This window comes from Streptomyces sp. NBC_01546, assembly GCF_045208355.1.
Classification (GTDB): Bacteria; Actinomycetota; Actinomycetes; order Streptomycetales; family Streptomycetaceae; genus Streptomyces.
In genome coordinates this window covers 8394697-8414204 of sequence record NZ_CP109379.1, presented here as the reverse complement: position 1 = coordinate 8414204, position 19508 = coordinate 8394697, and the positions used below count along the sequence as shown (strand labels likewise).

21 protein-coding genes and 4 pseudogenes are annotated in these 19508 nt (G+C 67.1%); 9 read left to right on the top strand and 16 right to left on the bottom strand.

Translation table 11 applies throughout. The features are described from left to right. The first annotated feature begins 218 nt into the window (after positions 1-218). Both OHA89_RS38580 and OHA89_RS38575 read left to right on the top strand, forming a co-directional pair. Positions 219-1196, top strand: coding sequence for an aminotransferase class V-fold PLP-dependent enzyme (locus OHA89_RS38580; RefSeq protein WP_406368221.1), 978 nt, complete (start codon positions 219-221; stop codon positions 1194-1196). 119 nt (positions 1197-1315) lie between these two features. Then, a complete protein-coding gene (locus tag OHA89_RS38575; protein ID WP_266616696.1) occupies positions 1316-2032 on the top strand; it encodes a hypothetical protein in 717 nt (238 codons plus the stop codon). Between the two features lie 34 nt (positions 2033-2066). Here the strand turns inward: OHA89_RS38575 and OHA89_RS38570 are convergent, their stop codons facing one another. After that, the gene (locus tag OHA89_RS38570) at positions 2067-2273 is read right to left on the bottom strand and encodes a hypothetical protein (RefSeq protein ID WP_257552206.1); all 207 of its coding nucleotides are present in this window, start codon (positions 2271-2273) and stop codon (positions 2067-2069) included. 138 nt (positions 2274-2411) lie between these two features. On the opposite strand from OHA89_RS38570, the gene OHA89_RS38565 reads away from it, so the two are divergent. Continuing rightward, the gene (locus tag OHA89_RS38565) at positions 2412-4973 is read left to right on the top strand and encodes a hypothetical protein (protein WP_266616697.1); all 2562 of its coding nucleotides are present in this window, start codon (positions 2412-2414) and stop codon (positions 4971-4973) included. Here the strand turns inward: OHA89_RS38565 and OHA89_RS38560 are convergent. The 3 genes from OHA89_RS38560 to OHA89_RS38550 form a co-directional block, all read right to left on the bottom strand. Beyond that, the gene (locus OHA89_RS38560; RefSeq protein WP_353962587.1) at positions 4970-5425 is read right to left on the bottom strand and encodes a TRIC cation channel family protein; all 456 of its coding nucleotides are present in this window, start codon (positions 5423-5425) and stop codon (positions 4970-4972) included. The genes OHA89_RS38565 and OHA89_RS38560 overlap by 4 nt on opposite strands. A 100-nt stretch (positions 5426-5525) precedes the next feature. Beyond that, entirely contained in the window at positions 5526-6356 is an 831-nt protein-coding gene (locus tag OHA89_RS38555) for an HAD-IIB family hydrolase (protein ID WP_406368217.1), read from the bottom strand. A gap of 32 nt (positions 6357-6388) precedes the next feature. After that, positions 6389-6607, bottom strand: a complete 219-nt coding sequence (locus OHA89_RS38550; RefSeq protein ID WP_406368215.1) for a hypothetical protein — start codon at positions 6605-6607, stop codon at positions 6389-6391. Positions 6608-7380: 773 nt separating this feature from the next. Between OHA89_RS38550 and OHA89_RS38545 the strand changes: the two are divergent. Continuing rightward, a pseudogene (locus OHA89_RS38545) lies at positions 7381-7566 on the top strand (nicotinamidase); the annotation flags it as partial. A gap of 806 nt (positions 7567-8372) precedes the next feature. Beyond that, positions 8373-8786: a hypothetical protein gene (locus tag OHA89_RS38540; protein ID WP_406368213.1), complete on the top strand. Its 414-nt coding sequence runs from the start codon at positions 8373-8375 to the stop codon at positions 8784-8786. Positions 8787-8825: 39 nt separating this feature from the next. On the opposite strand, the gene OHA89_RS38535 is transcribed toward OHA89_RS38540, so the two are convergent. Then, positions 8826-9779, bottom strand: a complete 954-nt coding sequence (locus OHA89_RS38535) for an IS481 family transposase (RefSeq protein ID WP_406368211.1) — start codon at positions 9777-9779, stop codon at positions 8826-8828. A gap of 116 nt (positions 9780-9895) precedes the next feature. Here OHA89_RS38535 and OHA89_RS38530 point away from each other — a divergent pair, with 116 nt between their 5' ends. Together OHA89_RS38530 and OHA89_RS38525 are read left to right on the top strand one after the other, a co-directional pair. Then, entirely contained in the window at positions 9896-10066 is a 171-nt protein-coding gene (locus tag OHA89_RS38530; protein WP_406368209.1) for a hypothetical protein, read from the top strand. Positions 10067-10242: 176 nt separating this feature from the next. Further along, a complete protein-coding gene (locus OHA89_RS38525; protein ID WP_406368207.1) occupies positions 10243-10653 on the top strand; it encodes a peptidase inhibitor family I36 protein in 411 nt (136 codons plus the stop codon). 2 nt (positions 10654-10655) lie between these two features. On the opposite strand, the pseudogene OHA89_RS38520 reads toward OHA89_RS38525, so the two are convergent. Next, a pseudogene (locus tag OHA89_RS38520) lies at positions 10656-11453 on the bottom strand (IS5 family transposase); the annotation flags it as partial. A gap of 36 nt (positions 11454-11489) precedes the next feature. Between OHA89_RS38520 and OHA89_RS38515 the strand changes: the two are divergent. Then, positions 11490-11783, top strand: a complete 294-nt coding sequence (locus OHA89_RS38515) for a hypothetical protein (protein WP_406368205.1) — start codon at positions 11490-11492, stop codon at positions 11781-11783. Between the two features lie 153 nt (positions 11784-11936). On the opposite strand, the gene OHA89_RS38510 is transcribed toward OHA89_RS38515, so the two are convergent. The 6 genes and pseudogenes from OHA89_RS38510 to OHA89_RS38485 all read right to left on the bottom strand — a co-directional run. After that, entirely contained in the window at positions 11937-12302 is a 366-nt protein-coding gene (locus OHA89_RS38510) for a DUF1330 domain-containing protein (protein ID WP_257552219.1), read from the bottom strand. A 59-nt stretch (positions 12303-12361) separates the two neighbouring features. After that, positions 12362-12649 carry a hypothetical protein gene (locus OHA89_RS38505; RefSeq protein WP_406368203.1) on the bottom strand — a complete coding sequence of 96 codons (288 nt, stop codon included), beginning with the start codon at positions 12647-12649 and terminating at the stop codon, positions 12362-12364. A gap of 185 nt (positions 12650-12834) precedes the next feature. Further along, on the bottom strand, positions 12835-13017 hold the full coding sequence (locus OHA89_RS38500; RefSeq protein WP_406368201.1) for a hypothetical protein: 183 nt from the start codon (positions 13015-13017) through the stop codon (positions 12835-12837). Positions 13018-13253: 236 nt separating this feature from the next. Continuing rightward, a complete protein-coding gene (locus OHA89_RS38495; protein ID WP_257552221.1) occupies positions 13254-13688 on the bottom strand; it encodes a proteinase inhibitor I36 SMPI in 435 nt (144 codons plus the stop codon). A 367-nt stretch (positions 13689-14055) separates the two neighbouring features. After that, positions 14056-14820, bottom strand: coding sequence for a hypothetical protein (locus tag OHA89_RS38490; protein WP_266616707.1), 765 nt, complete (start codon positions 14818-14820; stop codon positions 14056-14058). Positions 14821-15508: 688 nt separating this feature from the next. Beyond that, positions 15509-15700: pseudogene (locus OHA89_RS38485) on the bottom strand (AraC family transcriptional regulator); the annotation flags it as partial. A gap of 112 nt (positions 15701-15812) precedes the next feature. On the opposite strand from OHA89_RS38485, the gene OHA89_RS38480 reads away from it, so the two are divergent. Beyond that, entirely contained in the window at positions 15813-16346 is a 534-nt protein-coding gene (locus OHA89_RS38480) for a hypothetical protein (RefSeq protein WP_406368199.1), read from the top strand. Here the strand turns inward: OHA89_RS38480 and OHA89_RS38475 are convergent. The 4 genes and pseudogenes from OHA89_RS38475 to OHA89_RS38460 form a co-directional block, all read right to left on the bottom strand. After that, positions 16303-17094: an IS5 family transposase gene (locus OHA89_RS38475; RefSeq protein ID WP_405435938.1), complete on the bottom strand. Its 792-nt coding sequence runs from the start codon at positions 17092-17094 to the stop codon at positions 16303-16305. The genes OHA89_RS38480 and OHA89_RS38475 overlap by 44 nt on opposite strands. A 254-nt stretch (positions 17095-17348) precedes the next feature. Continuing rightward, the gene (locus OHA89_RS38470; RefSeq protein ID WP_406368196.1) at positions 17349-17810 is read right to left on the bottom strand and encodes a hypothetical protein; all 462 of its coding nucleotides are present in this window, start codon (positions 17808-17810) and stop codon (positions 17349-17351) included. A gap of 10 nt (positions 17811-17820) precedes the next feature. Next, positions 17821-18897: an AraC family transcriptional regulator gene (locus OHA89_RS38465; protein WP_406368195.1), complete on the bottom strand. Its 1077-nt coding sequence runs from the start codon at positions 18895-18897 to the stop codon at positions 17821-17823. Positions 18898-18989: 92 nt separating this feature from the next. After that, a pseudogene (locus OHA89_RS38460) lies at positions 18990-19247 on the bottom strand (IS982 family transposase); the annotation flags it as partial. Between the last annotated feature and the right edge of the window lie 261 nt (positions 19248-19508).

Below are 19508 nucleotides of genomic sequence, written 5' to 3'. Positions count from 1 at the left end.
CAGAGCGGCCTGCGCGGTCACCGCATTAGATCAACCCCACCCAGCTCCGCCAGCAGCAGGACGCTCGCAGAAGGAGCCGCGGCGATCGTCAGCGATAGAGACCGTTTGGGTATCGGCGCTGTCTGCGCACGCGGCCTCTTTGCGTAATCTCGTCACCAGAAGGGCACGGACGGCTATTCCGCCACCGCTCCGCCGGTCGCCATGCAAAGGGGTGCTGGATGTCGATGACGAGTCGGCGCGGTCTGCTGGCAAGGTCTGTGGGAGCGGTGGCGGTCAACCTCGTGCCCAGCTCCGGCGCGGCAGGGATGAACACACCGCGGGAGCGGCCGGTCACCACGATCGACGGGCGCGTGGACTGGGACGCCTTGCGGGCGCAGTTTCGCCTGGAGCCCGGATGGGTGAACCTTGCGCTGTTCTATCTGGCCTCGCATCCGCAGGTGGTCCGGGATGCGGTGGACCATCTGACAGCACAGGTCGACGCCAACCCTCTGTCGGTGCCCACGGGGCTGGCGCTGCCCGATGGCCCTACCGGATGGCCCCGGGTACACCAGGCGCTCGCGGCCTATCTGGGAGGCCGGGCGGAGGACATTGCGATGACGGCGAGCACGAGCATCGGGCTGGGCGTCTTCTACAACGGCGTCGTTACCCGTCCGGGACAGGAGTTCCTGTTGACCGAGCACGACCACAACGCCCATCGCACCGCCGCCCGACTGGCCGCCGACAAGCACGGCAACACGCTGCGACTGGGCTCCTGGTTCGCCGATCCGGCCACCGCGACGGCGGACGGCATCGCAGCGGCAGTCGGCGAGGCGATTCGCCCGAACACCAGAGTCGTGGGGATCACCTGGGTGCAATCGAGCACGGGGCTTCGGATGCCGGTGCGTGCGGTGGCCGAGGTGGTGCGCCGAGCCAATGAAGGCCGCAGCCCTGCCGACCGCTGCCCGCTGGTCGTCGACGGTGTGCACGGGCTGGCGGCGATCGACGAGGATGCAGCCAGCCTGGGCGCGGACGTGGTGATCGCCGGAACGCACAAATGGCTGTTCGAAAGTAGCTGCGGAGCCGCTCGCTCAACACACCTGCGAGCCACCGCCGCCCAGCCCTCGCTCACTACCTGTCATGAACGGCTCAGACACAGGTGCCAAGTGCTGCCGCGCCAGGCGCCGATCGAGTCGAGGCTCACCCATTGCCGGCTCTGATGTGCAACTTCAGGACCGGCATTGTCTTCCGTCTGTGAGGCGGCACACGCAACTGTTACGCTCTGCGGTGTTCCAACGGATCATGGGACGATGCAGGCTGCCGTGTAGTAAGGGGCTTCATGGCGTCGATATTTGATTTCACGGGAAGCAGCATCCGCGTTCAGGACTCCGCCGGATTCCACGCGTGGCTCGAGCAGGGGCTGGCCCACGGACAGGTCCGGATCCACGGCCCAATGGATCACATCACCGGCCCGTCGATCGCCGTGAAGTACGAGGACACGATCGTGTACTCACGGATCATGAGCGGCAAATACAACGCCAAGTCCGGGCGGCTCCGCGGCGGTACTGCGACTGCACTCCAGATCTGGCAGCCGGGATGGCTCACCGCATGTCCGGAGTACCTCACACCGGTGCCACTGGGCAAGGATCTCGCAGGCCGCCTGGGCGGCCATTTCTTCAACGCCGGGACGATCGTCAGCACTGACCTCGGCCGCGCACGACCTTGGTGGCCCGGGCCACAGAGCACCGACGATGCGTTTCGCCAGGTCTACCCAGGGGTGGAGACCACCGCACAACAGCTGGCCGTGCTTCTGGCGTACGCGGTCGCACCGCTTTCATTCAGAGCAAAGCAGAAGATGTACAGCGCTATGGCGAGCATCCAGACCGTCTTCGAGTACAACGACCGTGACACCGCAATGCGCCTTTCAGGCACCGAGGCGCCGCTGCAGACTCGCAGCGACGCCTTGGCGTTGTGTGCACGGCACCTGCCCGATCGCACAGTGCCAGATTGCGGCCTGGACTATTTCGCCGACTTGGCGACGCGCTACAGGGCCTGACGTGACGGCCCTGGATGGCCGCGCCGGGGTGCGGTCAGCGGGCGGTCCTGTGGCGTGCCTTGGTCGCGGTGCGTCGCGCCTTGGCCGCCTTGCGGCGTCGGCACAGCCGACCCCAGCCCTGGAACACGTCGAAGCACGCACGCACCAGCGCGTCCAACGCCTGCACTGTACGGCGGGCGGCGATCAACGCCACTGCCGCGGACGACAGGATCGCGGTCCCGATGTAGATGGCCTCGATCACGGTGGGAACCTTCACTGGTGTCCTCCGGTTCTTCTCACGGGTGCTGTGGCATGAGCGAACCGCAGGGCGCCGTTGGGCGGATCGTCTTGACGGCTCTTCTTGGTGCACCCCCTTCGACCTGCTCTTTTGCCCCGCCGTATGGGCTATTCCGGCAGTGCCTTTGACGAGGGGATGACGATGGTCGAACTAGGAACTGGCCAGACACCGAAGTCGTTCGCGCAACTGGTCTCCGAGCGCGTCCGATGGTTCGTCGGTGACGCCGGCGTCGTGTCGGAGGCCGCGCTCGCCAAGCTGATGGGCACCACCCCGCAGAGCTTGCACCAGTGGAAGAAGGGCACTCGGCCTCAGGATGTCGATGCCGTACTGCGCGGCTTTGCAGCTGCCCTGCGTGCAGTCAACGACGGGCGACGGGGCCGCAAACGCCTACGGTTCCCTGACCACGTGAGTGATGTGCGGCTACGGAACGCGTACGGCTACCCCATCGCGCTGGAACGCCATTTGGAATACCGGGTCGCGGACATGGCCGATACCACGGCGTTCGGTCTGCGCGTGCACCGCGCGGTCGGGCCGCCACGGCCGGACGTCTTGGTCCCGGACGGCCGGCCCGGCTCAGACCGTCTTCCGCGCTTCCTGTCCCGCCAGCACGACGAGCGGCTACGCACCGTCCTGCGGAGCGTGCGCGACGCAATGCCTGAACGCGCAGGCAAGGCTTTCGTCGTACTGGTCGGCAAGTCGTCAACCGGAAAGACCCGCAGCGCCTTCGAGGCGGTGCGCGCCGAGCTGGGGAACGCGCAGCGCCACTGGACCCTGCTGCGCCCCCAGGACCCCGAAGACCTCCGCGACATCCTGTCCGCAGCGGGTGGTGTCGCGCCGCGCACCGTCCTCTGGCTCGACGAGTTGGACGGGTTCTTGCGCAGCAGCGCGGGCGCGACGGCGGCTCGCCGACTGAGCGGTCTGCTCGAGGACCACAACACGGGCCCGTTCGTGGCGATCGGAACGTGCTGGCCGGGGCGTTGGGCCGCAATGGCGCAAGGCCCCGCCGAGGCGGTGGCCCAGGACGCGGACGCGTCGTCAGTGGCCAAACTACTGGCCATGGTGCGCGACGGCGGGTACCGGATCGACGTCCCCGAGACGTTCGACCGGCATACCGATCTCCCGCGTGTCGAGGAATACGCCCGCGAGGGCGACCCGCATTGGCAGCTCGCGCTGCTGGCACACGCCGACCCACGGCGGACCGCTGATCGCTGGCGCTTGACGCAGATCCTGGCGGGCGGCCCGCAACTGCTGGACTGGTACCGGAATCACGGCACCGCGCGACCCGGCAACCAGGACGGCTACTCGCCATACCCTGCGGCGGTCGTGAGCGCGGCAATCGACGCGTTCCGGCTGGGCTGCCGCACCCCGCTACAGAGCGAGCACTTGAAGGCAGCCGCACAGGGGTACCTGCGGGACTCGGACATCCCGGCACCGCCAGACTGGTTCGGCCCCGCCGTCGAAGCGGCCACACGAGAACTCACGGTGGGCGGCGTGGCACCCCTTGCCCAGGGCTTCGACGGCGCCTTTTTGCCAGCGGACTTCCTCATCCAGTCAGCCCGCAGGCCGTGTTCGTGCGCCCGCCAGCCGTGCGGCTGCCGCAGACTCGCACCCCGCGAACTGTGGGATGTGCTGGTGCAAGCGGCCGCAGGAGATGACGCCGACCTGAAGGCCGTCACGCGGGTGGCCATGGACCGGGGGCTCCGCGAGGTCGCGGCGCGACTTTGCCTGACCGCGATCGATACGCGGGACAGCCGCGCGGCGAAGGAGCACTACGCCGACATCATTCACACCACCTCATTCGCCGGACACGAGGCATGGACGGCTGCCGCACGCGCGACCGTGACTCCCGATCCGGTGGCGCAGGAACCGGCCGAACACGCAGGAGCGTATTTGGAGCCGCCCGAAATCCGGGCAGACTCCAACGCAGCCGGGGATGCGGGCGACTGGTCAGACGGCTTTAACCGCTATCAGCACGAGCTGCGCTACGCAGACGCGTCGGCACTGATAAGGGAGCGCTCAGAGAAGCTGGAGGCATCAGGCCGGATCGATGAAGCCGTCGCCATTTGGGTGCAGTCGAACCTGCCGCCGGCGGCACGGAACGCAGCGGCGGTCCTACTGCGCCACGACCGCTTCGAGGCGGCATCGGCCCTGCTGCGAGGCGCCGCGGCCGGCGGCGATGTGTGGGCCAGGCAGGACCTCATCAGCGCACTCATCGCACGCGACCGCCACGACGACGCAATCGAACTTCAGCGCACGGTGGTTGCGGAACACTCGAGCCCCGACCAGAACCCCGACTTCACCGCGGCGCACGAACTCGCCCGCCTGATGCAGCGGGCCGAAAGAGTCGGCGAGGCCGTGCAGGTCTGGTACTCCTGCCTGTACGACGGCGACCCCACCGCGCCCCGGGAACTGTTGCGGTTGTGCGACGCGGCGCAGCACGCGGACATCATGCGGCGCGCCGTCGAGGCAGGTACCCACCGCTGGGGCCGTGACGAGCCGCTGCACGACCTGGTCGAACTGCTGGCCGGATCCGGTCTGGATCAGGAAGCCGGGCTGATGTCCAGGTTCGGGATCCACCCGGGAGGCAAGACGAATACCGGGGCCGCGTTCCCGTTCCAGTCACCCGCGGCAAACCGCCAGAAGCGGCAGTGGTGGCGCCGCTAGTACTCCAGCAGGATTTCGCTGTCTGACCTGCGGGTTTCGTCTGGCGGGTGGAGTGTAGTGGGCTGTGGAGTGGTCAGGGGTGGCCTTCGGGAGGCTGCCCCTCGGTCGTGTGGCACCGCCGCTGGTAGTGGCAGCGGCGGGCGACCGCCTGGCGGTGTCGGCGCCCACACGGCCGACGCCCCCGACCCTGCGCAGATTCGACGAGCCACCGGCACCACCAAGCCGCTCAACCAAACTGCACAACCCCACAACGGCGGCGAGCAGCGCGGTGCCCACGTACCACTCGTCTCGTACGAACAGTTTCGTGGCACGCCGCTGGTCAGGTCGATGAAGTACCGGCCAGCTGTGGCCGCGACGACCGCCAGCAACAGCACACCGATCATGGGCAGCCCCACCTGAATGCCCTTCTGCACCCCGACAATGGCGAACCAGGACAACGAGGCTGACGTCACGAACTCAAACGGGCCCCTCGGAAGAGCTGACTCGGTTTGAAGGCGATGAAATATCCGACGATTCCGGCGGCGAGGCTGAATGTGATGTAGGCCGGGTTCGTCAGGGCAGCGGGGACCTCGTTGACGAGGAAGTCGCGGGTAACGCTGGGCTGGGGGGCGGCCGCCATGCTCCGTCGAGCCAGCAGACGGGCGGGCGGTGGTAGCCGACCACCACCGAGCGCCTCGGCGGCCGGCCCAGGCGTTCGATCCCCTGCAGCACGGCGGCCGCTCCGTCAAGGGCCGAATGGTGGACGCGGTCACTGGCAGGGACCCGCGCGGTCAGCGCGGGTTCCGCGTTGGCGACCACAACGGCGGGCGTGCCCAGGCGGAACAGCGAAAGGTCGTTGAGGGAGTCCCCGGCCACTAGCATCGCCCGCCGGGGCCACCCGAGCGTCTGGGCGAGGAGCTCCAGCGCACGTCCCTTGCCGGCTCTGGGCGGCAGGACATCGAAGTACCGGCCCGAAGCGTACGACCAGGAGCATCCCAGCGCCTCCACCGCACGGATCAGCTCGTCGGACAGGGCATCGGGGGCAAGGTAGAAGGAGCAGCGGCCTTCCTGGGGTACCTGCTCCTGGTACACCAGGTGCGGGAACGCCTCCAGCGCCGCCCGGACCCGTCCGGCGCCCGGCCATCCCGCGCGCAGCCGTGCCTCCAGGGCTCGGGCGTGCGCCATGCGGGTGGCATCGACGATGGTGGACCCGACGTCGGCGATGATCCAGTGCGGGGGCGGTAGCAGGGGATCGTCGCGCAGGAGAGCCCGGACCGATGCCAGGCCTCGGCCGGTCGCGAAGACGACGGTGATGTCCGGGTCCCCGTTCAGTGCGTCGAAGAGCCGCCGCCGGTCGTGTGGGCTCCCGCCCAGCAGGGTGCCGTCCAGGTCGGCGGCCAGCACCCTGGCAGCGCCTGCCGTTGCCCCGCGGGCACTCACCACGCGGGGTCGTGGGTCACCGGGTCGATCACACGCGTCCCGTCACAGGCATCGGCATCCTGCGGCTCCGGCGGGACGTCCTGCAGGTCCCGGATCGCCTGACCGAGCCGCGCCGTACGAACATCCGCGCTGCCCAGAAGCCGGGTCACCATTTCCCCGGGCGCGTTGAGTGCGGAAGCCACCAACTCATCGATGACAGGACCGGTCTGGGACACAGCACCTCCTACAGAACGGGCAGCAGGGTGAGCCTCTCGGGCGGCGGACACAGGACGCTCCCCACACGTCCCGTACATCCCTTTTCTCACCATATAAGGGGGTGGCGGGTATGGCGCACTGTACGACGCACGACGCATCCGTCCCGTTTTCACGAGTTCCCGCGACACCATCACCGACCGCACATCCGGCTCCAGTCCGTCATCCTCGGCCGTTGCGACACCCGGGTCGGCTGCCAGGCGTACGGAGCGGGGATGCGAGAGGGGTGGGCCCCGGTGGGAGCGGCGGTGTCAGCGCCGGGGGTCAACCCTTGCCCATGCATGTCACACAGGATGCCGAACGGTGTGCTTCTGATGCGGGGCGATGGCCGGCCGCGGCTATGGTCGGTCGCAGTCCGCGCCGATAGGGCGTGCGCGGGCGAGGCCCGGTGACCAGAGCGCTCTGGCGGCAGTAGTGCCGGGCCGCCCAATCACCCACGGGGCCGAAGCCGCACCGGGCACCGTCGCCAGTCGGCCCCAGGCCTTCGAAGGGATTGCGGGACGCTTCCGCCTGTGGCGCTGTTCCAACATCCTTGCGGACCGGGCCTTCCCGACCCCCTTCCCACTGCGGCTCCTCGCCGCGCCTTCAACGATGTACAGTCCCGGCACTCCCGGTACCGCGCATGGTGGTGAAGCTTGTCCTCCGGTCGGATGGACGGGGTGCCGGAACGGCGGTGTACAGCAGAGCGGCGGGCAGGGGTCAGCTGGTGGTGATCCCCGTGGAAAGGATGCTTCTCATGAGCCGTGCGCTGGTGGTCGTCGATGTGCAGAAGGACTTCTGCGAGGGAGGCAGTGTCCCAGTGCGGGGTGGTGCGGGCCGTGCCGGCGCCATCGCCGATCTCGTGCGCCAGCCGCCAGGAGGCGGCTACGCCTGCGTCGTGGCGACACGGGATCCCACATCGACCCCCGGCCCCCACTTCTCCTGGAGCATCGGGCCAAATAGCGAACTCGCCGTGATGCTGATCCAGGAGCAGAACCTTCGCCGTTCCCCGCATATCAAGGGATGGGTCGGATGGAGTGTGCCGGCTCCGTGTGACGGCATCCTCGTCGTGGTCTCGGACGGAGTCGAACGCCGGACACCCGTAACCCGTATACCCGCGTGGACCAGCCACCTGGCTCTGCTCTCGTGGTCACGCTTCCTGCTGGCGTCAGGCCGTATACGCCGAGACCGGGATGGGACCTGGGAGAGGAACGCCGTGGTGTACTCCCCCCCGCCGCACGATGGGGGTTTCCCCGCGCCGCCGACTTCAGCCGTGCCCACCGCAACGCCTACGGCACCACACCCAAGGACCACCGCCACCAGGCCTTTCAAGCCCACGCATCCAAGTGGACTCAGCGCTAGGGAAGTTGTGGACCCAGTGCTCACGACCCTCCCGCCGCGCCAGGGCAGACTACCGAGGTCTTCTCCTTCCGGCCGAAGAACCAGGCCGAGGGAAACGGGGATTCCGCCTTCGAACACATAAGTTCCATGACAGGTGGGGCGCACCTCACCTCAACGAAGGGGCTCAGCACGACGTGGGGGCTTTACCCACCCAGTTCGGGTCCCGCGTCGAGCAAGACCAGGGGGCCACTCGTTCAAATTCCGGGCAGGACGTCGGCCAAACCCGCACAGCCGACCTCGCTGAGGGCCCACCCACCGCCCCCGCAACAGGGCGCGCATGTAAACAAGTTGACATGAAACGATCAAACCTCCAATACGATCACGAGCAGCCGAAAGGGGTATTTGATCATGAGGAAAGCAGCACTTGCAGCGAGCGTAAGCTTCGCGATTCTTGCCACCGCAGCCACGGCTGGCACCGCCCAGGCGGAGAGCAGGGGCACCATTTCGTGTAGTACCACCGGTGCCGAGGGCGAGGTGAATTGGAGCCATTGGGCCTCCGATTACTCTTCCATCGACCTCGGCCTCCACGTCATAGACACCGCCGCTGACGGACACCACGTGAAGGTCCGGTTCGTGTCGGAGAATCTCGGCCACGTCCGCACTTACTGGCCGTGGCGTTCGTTCTACGACGGAAGCGGTGCGGGTCAAGCCTGGTACACGAGTGCACAGAACGGCAGGAATGGCATTTACATCCTGGGCATGCAGGTCGCCAGGTATGAAGGCAACACGATGCTGAACTCGCGTACCTGCTGGCGGCAATGATGGGCCGTCGTCTGCGGATTGCAGCACGTCGGCTGCGCGCTAGGTGTGTTGTCCGGGCAGGTTGGTGACGCGGCTGGCGGGTGTTTGGCCTTGGATGCCGGTGTGGGGTCGGTGGTAGTTGTACCAGTCGATCCAGTCGGTGAACGCTTCCTGGCGCTGGTGATCTGAGGTGTAGGGCCGCTGGTAGGCCCATTCCTCGAGCAGGGTGCGGTGGAAGCGTTCGACCTTGCCGTTGGTCTGCGGCCGCCAGGGCCTGGTCCAGCGGGGGCTGATGCCCAGATCACTGCAGGTCTGACGCCAGGTGTTCTTGCTGTAGGCCCAGGCGTTGTCGGTCAGGACGCGTTCGACGGTGATGCCCAGGGACGCGAACCAGGCGGTGGCCCGGGCCAGGAAGGCGGCGCAGGTGGGGGCGGTCTCGTCGGGGAGGTCTTCGGTGTAGGCGAGGCGGGTGTGGTCGTCGAGGGCGGTGTGAAGGTAGGCCCAGCCCGCGCCGGTCTTGTTACGGCGGCCCTCGGCCCGGCCGAGGGCCTGGTGGCCGCCGCCGTCGGGGATCCGGCCGAGTTTCTTGACGTCGATGTGGACGAGTTCGCCGGGCCGCTGCCGTTCGTAGCGGCGGACGGGCTCGCCGGTGGCGCGGTCCAGGGTGGCCAGTGGCGGCAGGCCGTGGCGAAGCAGGATGCGGTGGGCGGTGGAGGGCGCGATCCCGCAGCGGGCGGCCAGCCGCAGGGGGCCGATGCGGTGTTCGCGCCGCAGTCGCAGGACGTGTTCCTCGACCGTGGCCGGTGTCCGGGCGGGCTGGTGGTGGGGGCGACTGGTCCGGTCACTCATTCCGGCGACGCCCAGCGTGCGGTAGCGGCCGGCCCAGCGGGCCGCGGTGGTGTGGCTGACCTGGAAACGTTCCGCTGCCCGCCGCACGGGCCAGCCGTCGTCCACGACACAACGCGCCAGGCGCAGTCGTCCGGTCTCGGTCAGCGGGGCATTATGGTGGACCACGAGGGCCTCCTCGGATCGGTGCAGATGTCGCAATCCACACCGAACCCGGAGGCCCTGACCCATTTCAAGAACCCAGCACGCGTGTCACCAACGTCCCGGGACAACACAGCTAGGCCGTGTCTGACAAAGATCGTGTTGCGGCGGAAGCCATCCTCCGGAGGCGACTGCACACACAGCTTCTGCAGCGCGCCGAGCTGATCGGCGGTGAGCTTGTCGCGACGGGCTTTCTGTTCGGCACCCGCCCCGTCGGCCACGACCACCGGTGCGGCCGTGCCGGCGAGTGGTGACGTCGATGGAGAGGCAGACCGCGCAATGCGGCCGCAGAACAGACAGAGGAGCCCATTTTCCTTGCACCATCACAGCAAGGACGGGATGATCACACTTGACGATATTCTCCTGCCAAATCCCCGGTATCCCCACTCGGTGCGGTGTGGGGATACCGGGATAATAACGGAGGAAAGAAGTGAAACTGACGAGCAAGCTGGCAGCAGTTGCAGTTAGCGCAGGTCTGGCGGTCGCCGGGCTGATGGTGACCGCCCCGCCCGCCGCGGCGGTGGGAGGGTGTGACGCCAACCAGCTGTGCCTCTACCGCAGCACGGAGTTCCGAACCATGGCGTTCGAGACGACAAAGACGAATGAGTGCTGGTGGCTCGGCACCTACGGCCTGACCGATCCCTGGAATGGCATCAGCTCGTACGTCAACAATCTGCCGGTCAACGCAACCCTCTATACAAACGTAAACGACGCTCCCGTGGGGCAGCCGCTTTGGGCGAACACCGGAGGGATCCCGCGCGGCAGCTTCTCCAGCAACTCGACCTCCAACTACTGGTTCGGCCACTCGGATTACATCTGCACTGGCAGCGCAACGCCTTGATACTAGGTGCAATCCGGCAAAGGATCTTGGACGGGTTCACGGAACCAGAGGATGAGCGAGGCGAGGTGGACTCCGGCTTTGTAGCGGGTGGCCAGTTTGTCGAAGCGGGTGGCGATCGCGCGGAACTGTTTGAGGCGGTTGAAGCAGCGTTCGACCAGGTTGCGGGCCTTATAGAGCTCGCGGTCGAAAACCGGCGGCCTACTGCCGGTCTGTCCGCGCCGCACACGGTGGGCCTTCTGGTCCGACCGCTCTGGGATCACTGCCCGGATGCCCCTGCGCCGTAGGGTCTGGCGGATCGCCCGGGACGAGTACGCCTTGTCCGCGATGACCGCCTCGGGCCTGCGCCGGGGCCGCCCGGCCCCGGCCCGGGGCACCCTCAGCACGTCCATGACCTCGTCGAAGACGGTGGAATCGTTGACGTTGCCGGTCGTGACGACGACGGCCAGGGGCAAGCCCCGGCCGTCGCAGGCGAGATGGACCTTGGTGGTCAGCCCGCCGCGGGACCGGCCGAGCGCCTGGCCAGCCGTCTCACGTGCCAGATCTCCCAGTTCGTCCCCCGTCGCCGCCCCCTTTTGCGCGCCGGCGGCGTGCTGGTGAGCCCGGCTGATCGTCGAGTCGACCGACACCGTCCACTCCACCGCCCCGACGGAGTCGTCCTGGACCTGGACCTGTTCGAGCAGGCGAGCCCAGGTTCCGTCCGTCTCCCAGCGGGCGAACCGTTCATAAGCCGTCTGCCACGGCCCATAGCGTTCAGGCAGGTCACGCCACGGGGCACCGGTCCGCAACCGCCACAACACCCCGCGCCACCCGGAATCCGGCAAGTCACTGGATGGATCATGCGCCACCCCGACCGGCTCTCGGAGAGCGAGCGCAAACAGCACACCGAAATCCTCGCCCGTTGCCCGGAACTCAAGGCGGCCGGCCGTCTCGTCCGCAACTTCGGCGAGATCCTCTCCACCCGCACCGGCCAGCACCTGAAGGACTGGGTCATCAGCGCGCGAGCCGAGAATCTTCCCAGCTTCCACTCCTTCGCCACCGGCCTGGAGAAAGACTGGGACGCCGTCGTCCAGGGCCTGACCACCGCTGAAACTCCGGCCCCGTCGAAGGCCGCGTCAACCACATCAAAATGATCACACGCCAGATGTTCGGCCGCGCCAAACTCCCGCTCCTCCGCAAACGGGTACTTCTCACCGCCGCCCGATGACTTTGCTGCTCAGAGAGTGACGGATTAGGGAAAAACAACCGGCGAACTATCTCAGCGCCGGAAGAGGCGGCTGCCAGGACTACGTGCCCGACTGGTCCGCTCGCTCCGCTTCTGTTCGCAACGTGCGAGCCCGCTCGGCCGGGTCGTAGTTCGGCCCGACGCCCTCGATCAGAAGCAAGTCGCCCTCGATATGGTCGGTACGCAGACGCAGGATGGCCCGGTAGTCGGGAGAGTCGTACCAGGCGCGGGCTTCGGCCAGGCTGGGAAACTCGATCAGCACCATGCTGCCGGGCCACGTCCCCTCCACGACTTCGGCCGGCGGACCGTGGATGACGAAGCGGCCCGCGAAGGGGGCAAGGGTTGCCTGGATGCGCTCCAGGTACTCGATGATGTCGGAGTGATTCCGGCGGCTGCGGAGATGAGCGAAGCCATAAGCGGACGCCACGGGGCTCCTTCGTTCAGGGGGTGTGAGCGATGACCAGAACGTAGCTGAGGCTGGTTGGGCTACGCGATTACCCCAGGGGTAATTGCCGCCACATCGAAGACACGCACCACACGCAGGACGTACGGCTGGCCGGTGCTGATGGCCTCGGCCTGTTCATCACGCAGGTCGGCGTGGGTGAATGCGAGCAGGGCGTCGGCGGCGGGGCAGCCGCGGTGGGAGGCGGCGAACTCATGCGGGCTGACCTGCTCGGCGACCGGGAAAGAGCCTTCGGGCTGTGGGGTCGGCCCGCTCGCCGGTTCGCCGTGCGAGCGACAGCTGACAGCCGCTCGAGATAGCCTGTCTGGCAACAACTGACTCTATGGTCCGACCAGCTTGAACGGGTTCATGCGCGTCACGGCCAAGCCGAGGCCGTCAATCTGGCCAGTTTCCCCGGGGACAGAGCTGGGCACCCGGGGCGCATGACTCCGGGGTGCCGGTGCTCTGCCTCGCTTGCAGAGCACCGGCACCCCGGGCCAGCTACTTCATGGCCTTGTTACGTCAGCCATGCGTTCGGGTCGAGCCCACCCGTGCACACGGCGCCACGGTCTCCGAAGGCGGGGTTCGCGCGCGTGTCGATGCTGGTGCCGTCGGCACCGATCGGGCCGTCGTAGGTGTAGGGCTTGGACGGGACGAAGTTGTAGTGGTAGATCGCGGCGGGGACCGACAGGTTGTTCACGTACGACCAGACGCCCTTGTAGAAGCCGGTCTCGCCGTACTTGGCCAGCGGGTAGCAGACCGTGGCTCCCCATCGTGAGGCCGATCTTGGTGAAGTGCGTGCCCTCGTACAGACAAAGCGTGTTTTCCGAGCAGTCGCCCTCTGCCGCCGCCACTGAAGGGGCCGTGGCCGCCATGCCGGCCGCTGCCATACCGACAGCCGAGAATGCCAGTGCTGACTTACGAGGCGGGGAGGAATTAATTGTTGGGGTTCACACCGCCCATGCAGACGGCCCCGGCAGTCCCGAAGTCCCACCCGGCGTCGCTGCTGTGCCCACCGGGCCCGATCGTGCCCTGCACCACCAAGCCAAAGCCCGATTGCTTCCATACGACTGCATTGCGATCCAGGTTGTTCACGTACGACCTGATCCGGGGCATGCGGTTTGGCCCATTCACTAGGTCGATGCAGGCTTTGGTGCTGGTCGACGTGATCGCCAGGTTGCGGTACTGGCTGCTGTCGTACAGGCACAGCTTCCCTATCGGATATTCGGGGCAGCCGCCGACCGCTGCTGCCGGTGCCGCCGTGGCGGCGAGACTGCCCCCCGTCATGGCCAGCGCGCTTACCGCGAGAGTTGCCTTACGGATCCAAGCCATGGTGAGCCCTTCGTTGATGAGAGGAGTGCTTTCGCCCAAGAGTTAAGGGTGTCCGAGTCTGGGAATCCCAGCTTCCGCACACCGGTCGGCCGGATCTCGCCTTCTTCGGTGGCTGTCTGGCTTGATCGCGGTGGAGTACGCGCACAGCACAGCCAGCCGGTGCAGACCGGCAGGCAGGGGCACAGTTCCCTGACGTGCTCGGGGGATACAGCGTCGCGATCATGAAACCGCCGACTGATACCACCACCACACCCCGACCTCAATTTCCCCCCAGGCCGTTACGGATGAGACTCACAGATGTTCTCCCTTGTTGTCCGTCTTGTTGCTTGTGGCTTGTTGTCCACGTGTGCTGACTGGGCACACTTCTCCCTTGCCGGTGGTGAGGGAGAGATCAGGAGGATGGACCTCAGCCGGTGAAGGCGAGTCCGTGGGTGGCCGCGATCTGGCCGGGGGCGTACCCGGTGTGCAGGTTGACGGGGTTTCCGTCGACGTTCTTGATCTTCAGGGTGGTGCGGATCTGGGTGCAGCCGCCGAGTTGGGACTTCGTGAGGCGCAGGGTATTCGTGGCGGTCTGGTGGTGCTTGGCGTTGGAGATGTTCCAGTTGCCGACCGCCGACTTGATCGGCCCGCCGCACTTGGCTCCGTCGGGGTTCTGTGGCTGCGCCTCGATCCAGGTCTCGGCCTGGGTGCCGCTGTTGGCGGTCGATCCGCCCTGACAGATCGATGAGCCGGCCACGCAGGTGGTCAGGGCGGCGTCCTGGACGACGGTGATGCTGTCACCACCGCTGGGGGTGTACGAGTAGCCGAGCGTGGTGTGCGTCGTTCCACGTGCGATCACGCTGGTACTGGCGGGAAGCGTCCAGCGGGCTGCCGACGGATACACGGCGCGCGCCAACTCCGCGCCCGCCGGGACCCGCATGCTCACGCTGCGCCCGTTCTGAATGATGCTGGAGTAACTGGTCACCGATAGACGGCAGTTGTACGTGCCGGCCGTCGGCGCCGTGAACACCCAGCGCAGCGCGGGCGCCACCGACTTCTCACCCGGCGGCACCTGATTCGTCGCCCAGTACGCGCCCGCCTCCGCGGAAGCAGGGAGGGCGGTGCCGCCGGAGTTCTTGCAGCGCACGGCAACGGTGGAGCCGATGTTGTCCCCGCTGCCGAGGGGGGTCAAGCTGGCGACCGAAAGGTTGCGGGACCACAGGTAGGATTTCTCGCCAGCCGCAGCGGTGAACACCACGTCCGTACCGGGAATGTCCCGATAGTCCTCCGCCCTCCGGGTCACCTCATACGTGAACTCCGCAGAGGCCGCCGAAGCACCCGACGAGAGCGTCAGCGAACCCCCGGTCCCCACAGCAAGCGCCGCCACCAGCAGCGATCCCGTACGCGTCAACCCCACAACATCCCCCAGTGTCGATGATCTTCAAAGGCCACTTCATGGAGTCATGGCCAATGAAAAAGGCTTCATCCGGCCATCGTTCTCAGCCCGAGCTGCAGCCACCCGCACGGGTGCAAGTGAATCCCTCAGGCTTCGGACCAGCAGGGGCTCCTGCCGCCCGTACACACCAGTACCGCTTCATCGAAGTTGCCACCCGTGCTGCTCCTGGAGCCGCCCACCCTGATCGAGCACAACGGAAACCCACCCTGTCACCAGCGCGCTCACCGCGAGAGCGGCCTTACGGATCCACGTCGTGCTGAGCCCCTTCGTTGAGGTGAGGTGCGCCCCACCTGTCATGGAAACTTATGTGTTCGAATGCGGAATCCCCGTTTCCCTCGGCCTGGTTCTTCGGCCGGAAGGAGAAGACCTCAGTAGTCTGCCCTGGTGCGGCGAAAAGGTCGTGAGCACTGGGTCCACAACTTCCTTAGCGCTGAGCCCACTTGGATGCGTGGGCTTGAAGGGCCTGGTGGCGGTGGTCCTTGGGTGTGGTGCCGTAGGCGTTGCGATGGGCACGGCTGAAGTCGGCGGCGCGGGGAAACCCCCATCGTGCGGCGATGGCGTGGATGGGCGTGGTGCGCAGGGCAGGGTCTGCGAGGTCTCGGCGGGCGGCCTCTAAGTGGTTGTTGTCTTTCCGGGCATGATGGATGTGTTTCCGCTGGTCAGGTATAGGGTCGGCGGTCCCGCGGCAGTGATGACGTGTCGTGTCGTCGCTCGGGTGGAGGTCGGGGATGCCGTCGGTCGTGGGGTTGCTGGAGCAGCGTGAGCTCACCGCTCGCCGCCGCGTGGACGAGCTGCGGCAGGAGGCCGACCGCATCCACGCCGAGCTGGACGTGGCCGAGCGGGAGTGGAACGAGTGGGGCATCGCCCGCTCACGCGTCGGCGAAGTGCTGGCCCCGGGCGCCGACACCTCCACGTCCGAGGACCAGCGCCATCCCGGCGGGCAGCCGCTTCGTCCCGAGTCGGCGGACGCGGCGAAGCCGAAGTCCGTGGTGCCGATGTGGCGTGCGGGGCTGTCCTGGGCAGCGTTGTCGGTGGACTACCAGCGCATCCTGCAGGCCCTCGCGGACGGGAGCCGGCTCGGTCAAGGACCTTTGACGTGCCAGGAGATGGCCGCCTGCTTCGGTCTGGACCCGGTGCCGGGGAAGGTGGAAGCCTTGCGGTCGAAGGCGAAGCGGCTGGTGGCCCGGGGTTGGCTGGTCGAGTCGGCGCCGGGCCGTTTCACGCTCGCGAAGGACGTGGCCGGGCAAGGCGGCGGGTCATGAGCGTCGTCATCGACCAGTAGATCATCGCCTCCGCGCTGCTGGTGGAGCGCTCGAAGTCGCGCACGAGGCGGCGGCTTCGCATCAGGTGGGCGAAGAACCGCTCCACGATCCACCGCTTCGGCAGCACGACGAAGCCGCGCATGTCGTCGCTGCGCTTGACGATTGCGAGGACCAGGGCGAGGACGGCGAGGCTGTACTCGACGAGGCTGCCGGTGTAGCCGCCGTCGGCCCAGATCAGGGCCAGCCGGTGGTGTGCGGCGGCGACCTGGGCGAGTAGGACCTGGGCGGCGGCGCGGTCGCCGATGTCGGCGGCGGTGACCATCACCGCGAGCAGCAGGCCGAGCGTGTCGACCACGGCGTGCCGCTTGCGGCCGTTGATGAGCTTGCCGCCGTCGAAACCGCGGCTGTCGGCTCCGACGACGGCGTCCGCTTTGACCGACTGGGAGTCGATCACCCCAGCGCTCGGCTCCGGATCCCGCCCGGCCTGCTCGCGCACCCGGCGGCGGAGCCGGTCGTGGAACTCCTTGACCAGGTCGTGGTCGCGCCAGCGCCGGAAGAACGCGTAGACCCGGTCCCACGGCGGGAAGTCGCCCGGGATAGCCCGCCATTTCGTCGCGTTGTCGACGAGGTAGCGGATCGCGTCCAGTATCGCGCGGTGGCAGTAGGCCTCCGGCTGGCCGCCGCGGCCACGCAGCCAGCCCGGCACCGGCAGCAACGGCCGCACCACCTTCCACTCGGCGTCCGACATGTCGGTCGGGTAGCGGCGCTCGCGCGCTGTGTGGTCGCCGGCGTTCCCGAACCTGTGAGCCAGGCAGTCACACGCAGGAGTGGCCGAAGTGGACCCCGCCTCCGTGATGCCGTAGAAATGCGACAACAGGGCCTCCTGCACGACTTGTTGGCGTAGACACCCTTCGAGCTACCAAGAGGCCATGCTTTCATGCCCGGCAACCGCAACGACCACCCGATCGAGACTCCGCTTCGCCCGGCCCCCGGGGCAGGAAATCAGATCGCGGCTGCAGCCACGTAGGACCGGGCCCACGCCGCGAACCGAGGCTGTTGCCGGTGGTCGGCAAGTTGAGCGAGCAAGGACTCGATCTCGGCAGCGTCACCCTGGTCGAGACGGAACAGCACGTCGCGGTAGACCGGGCCGAGGCGCAGGACCGGGGAGGCGGCGGCGCCGAACTCGGCAAGGAGCCGCTCTCGACTGGCCATGCGCTGCACCAGCGGCAGGATCTCCGTGTCGACTGCTTCCCGGAAGGCCTCACCCAGTGCCTCCGACCCGGCCGGGAGGTCGGCCGCCCACCGTGTGCAGAAGGGCTTCGGCCGATCCGGGGCCCACGCGAAGTCCGCAGGCGGCATCACATAGCACCACGCGACAGAGCTCGCGCTGTCCATCCGCCTCGGGTTCGGCTCGTTCAGGGTGATCCACCGCCAGTACGTGCGCAGGGCGTACTTGAACGTCATGTCGAAGACGTCACGGACCGGATCGACGCGGTGGACGTTGAACTCGAGGATGAGCAGGTCGTCGTCGGGCAGGGCCAGGGCGAGATGGGAGCCGGCCTTTCGGAAGCCGTGTGGCCGTAGAGCTGGCGCCGCGTGAGCGCGGACGAAGTCTCGTATGGCGTTCATGCAGGCGAACATACCGCTGCCCTCCGACACCCAACATCTCGATGAGCCCCGCCGGGTCACTCAATCGAAGATCTTGTCGACCGGCATCCCTCAAGATCGGAAAGACAACAGCGACTAAACGTTGGTGGCGTATCTGGGCGGCGACGGTGGCGCCTTCGGCCTGGAAGATTTGGTGAAGGTAACTGGTGGAGATGTGGTGTGCGACGGCGATGCCGGCTGGAGTCAGTTGCGGGTCGTGCAGGTGTTGGCGGATGAATGCCTGGATGCGCAGGGCAAGGGCCCGCCGGTGAGTCTCGGGCGGCAGGGATCCGTCCGCGCTGAGGATGTGGGCGAAGAGTGCGGCCACCAGATCGGTCAGGACTGTTCCCAGGCGGGGTCCATCGCAGGGCTGGTAGGCACTGGTGTCTTTGGATAACTCGGTGAGGAAGTGCGCGAGCAGGCCGCCGATCCCTTCTCGCCCTTCCACCCGGCATCCGATCAGCCTGCTTGCACCGCCGCGGGGCAGCGGTAGGAGCGCCTTGGGGATCTCAAGACCCACTGTTGTGATCACCTCGCCGCTGGCGTGGATCTCCCACGGCCGGGAAGAGTCGTTCCAGTACAGATCGTGCGGACTGTAGTGGACTTCTCGGTTCTTGCCCCAGGTGACAGCCCCGATCCCGCGCAGCAGCAGAGAGAGGTGGTACACCTCCGGATCGGACTGGCGGATCAGCTTGGGCGTCCGTCGAAAGACAAGCGGCTGGAACGTAGCCGGCCACACGGACACGGCGCCGAGGTCCAGCACACGCTGTGTGCCCCGGTAGTCATCGGCATGGTCGCTGCTGAGGTGCATGGGCGCGTGGGTCTGGCCCATGCGCTCCTGCCAGTAGTCGAACCGGCTCTCAGCAGGCACGTCGACACTTCGGAACATCATTTCGTTCAACATCTCTACATTCCCGCCCTCTTGAGTCCCTACCGCGCGTACATCGCATTCTCTACATGAATGAGTCCAAGGGGTGTCGTTGCAGTCCGTTGCAGTCAGTGATCGTAGGCAGTGAGTGATCGCTTGATGGGCTGTCCAGTTTGGCCGTTGTGCCAGATCGCCGCTGTGAGAGCGAGGATCCGGCACAAGACCCGGGCTGACACCCCTGCCGGGCTCTTACCGCCGTGTCGTTCCAGGTTGAGCTGCCCCTTGAAGGTCTGATTGATCGACTCGATGACCTGCCGCAGCGGTTTGAACAGATGTGACCCGGCCGGCTCCGCTTCCCCCTTGCGGGCCGGCCGCAGCAACTTCAGGCAGGCCGGATCAAGGACTGCTTGACAACCATGATTGGGAATCAGTCACAGCGGGGCTGTCCCGTCGCAGCGAAGGTTGTGTGGTTCTCTGCCAAAACTGGTCGATGGACATTCTCATCTCGAAGGTCGAGCGACCTGACCGGGCAGGGCTCGCAGCGAGGGCGCCACGTGCGGCGTTAACGGTCAGCGACCATGCGGAGCACGCGAACTTCGTGTTCGCGCCCAGCACCCGCAGGGCTTCAACGCCGAAGTCGCCGGCTA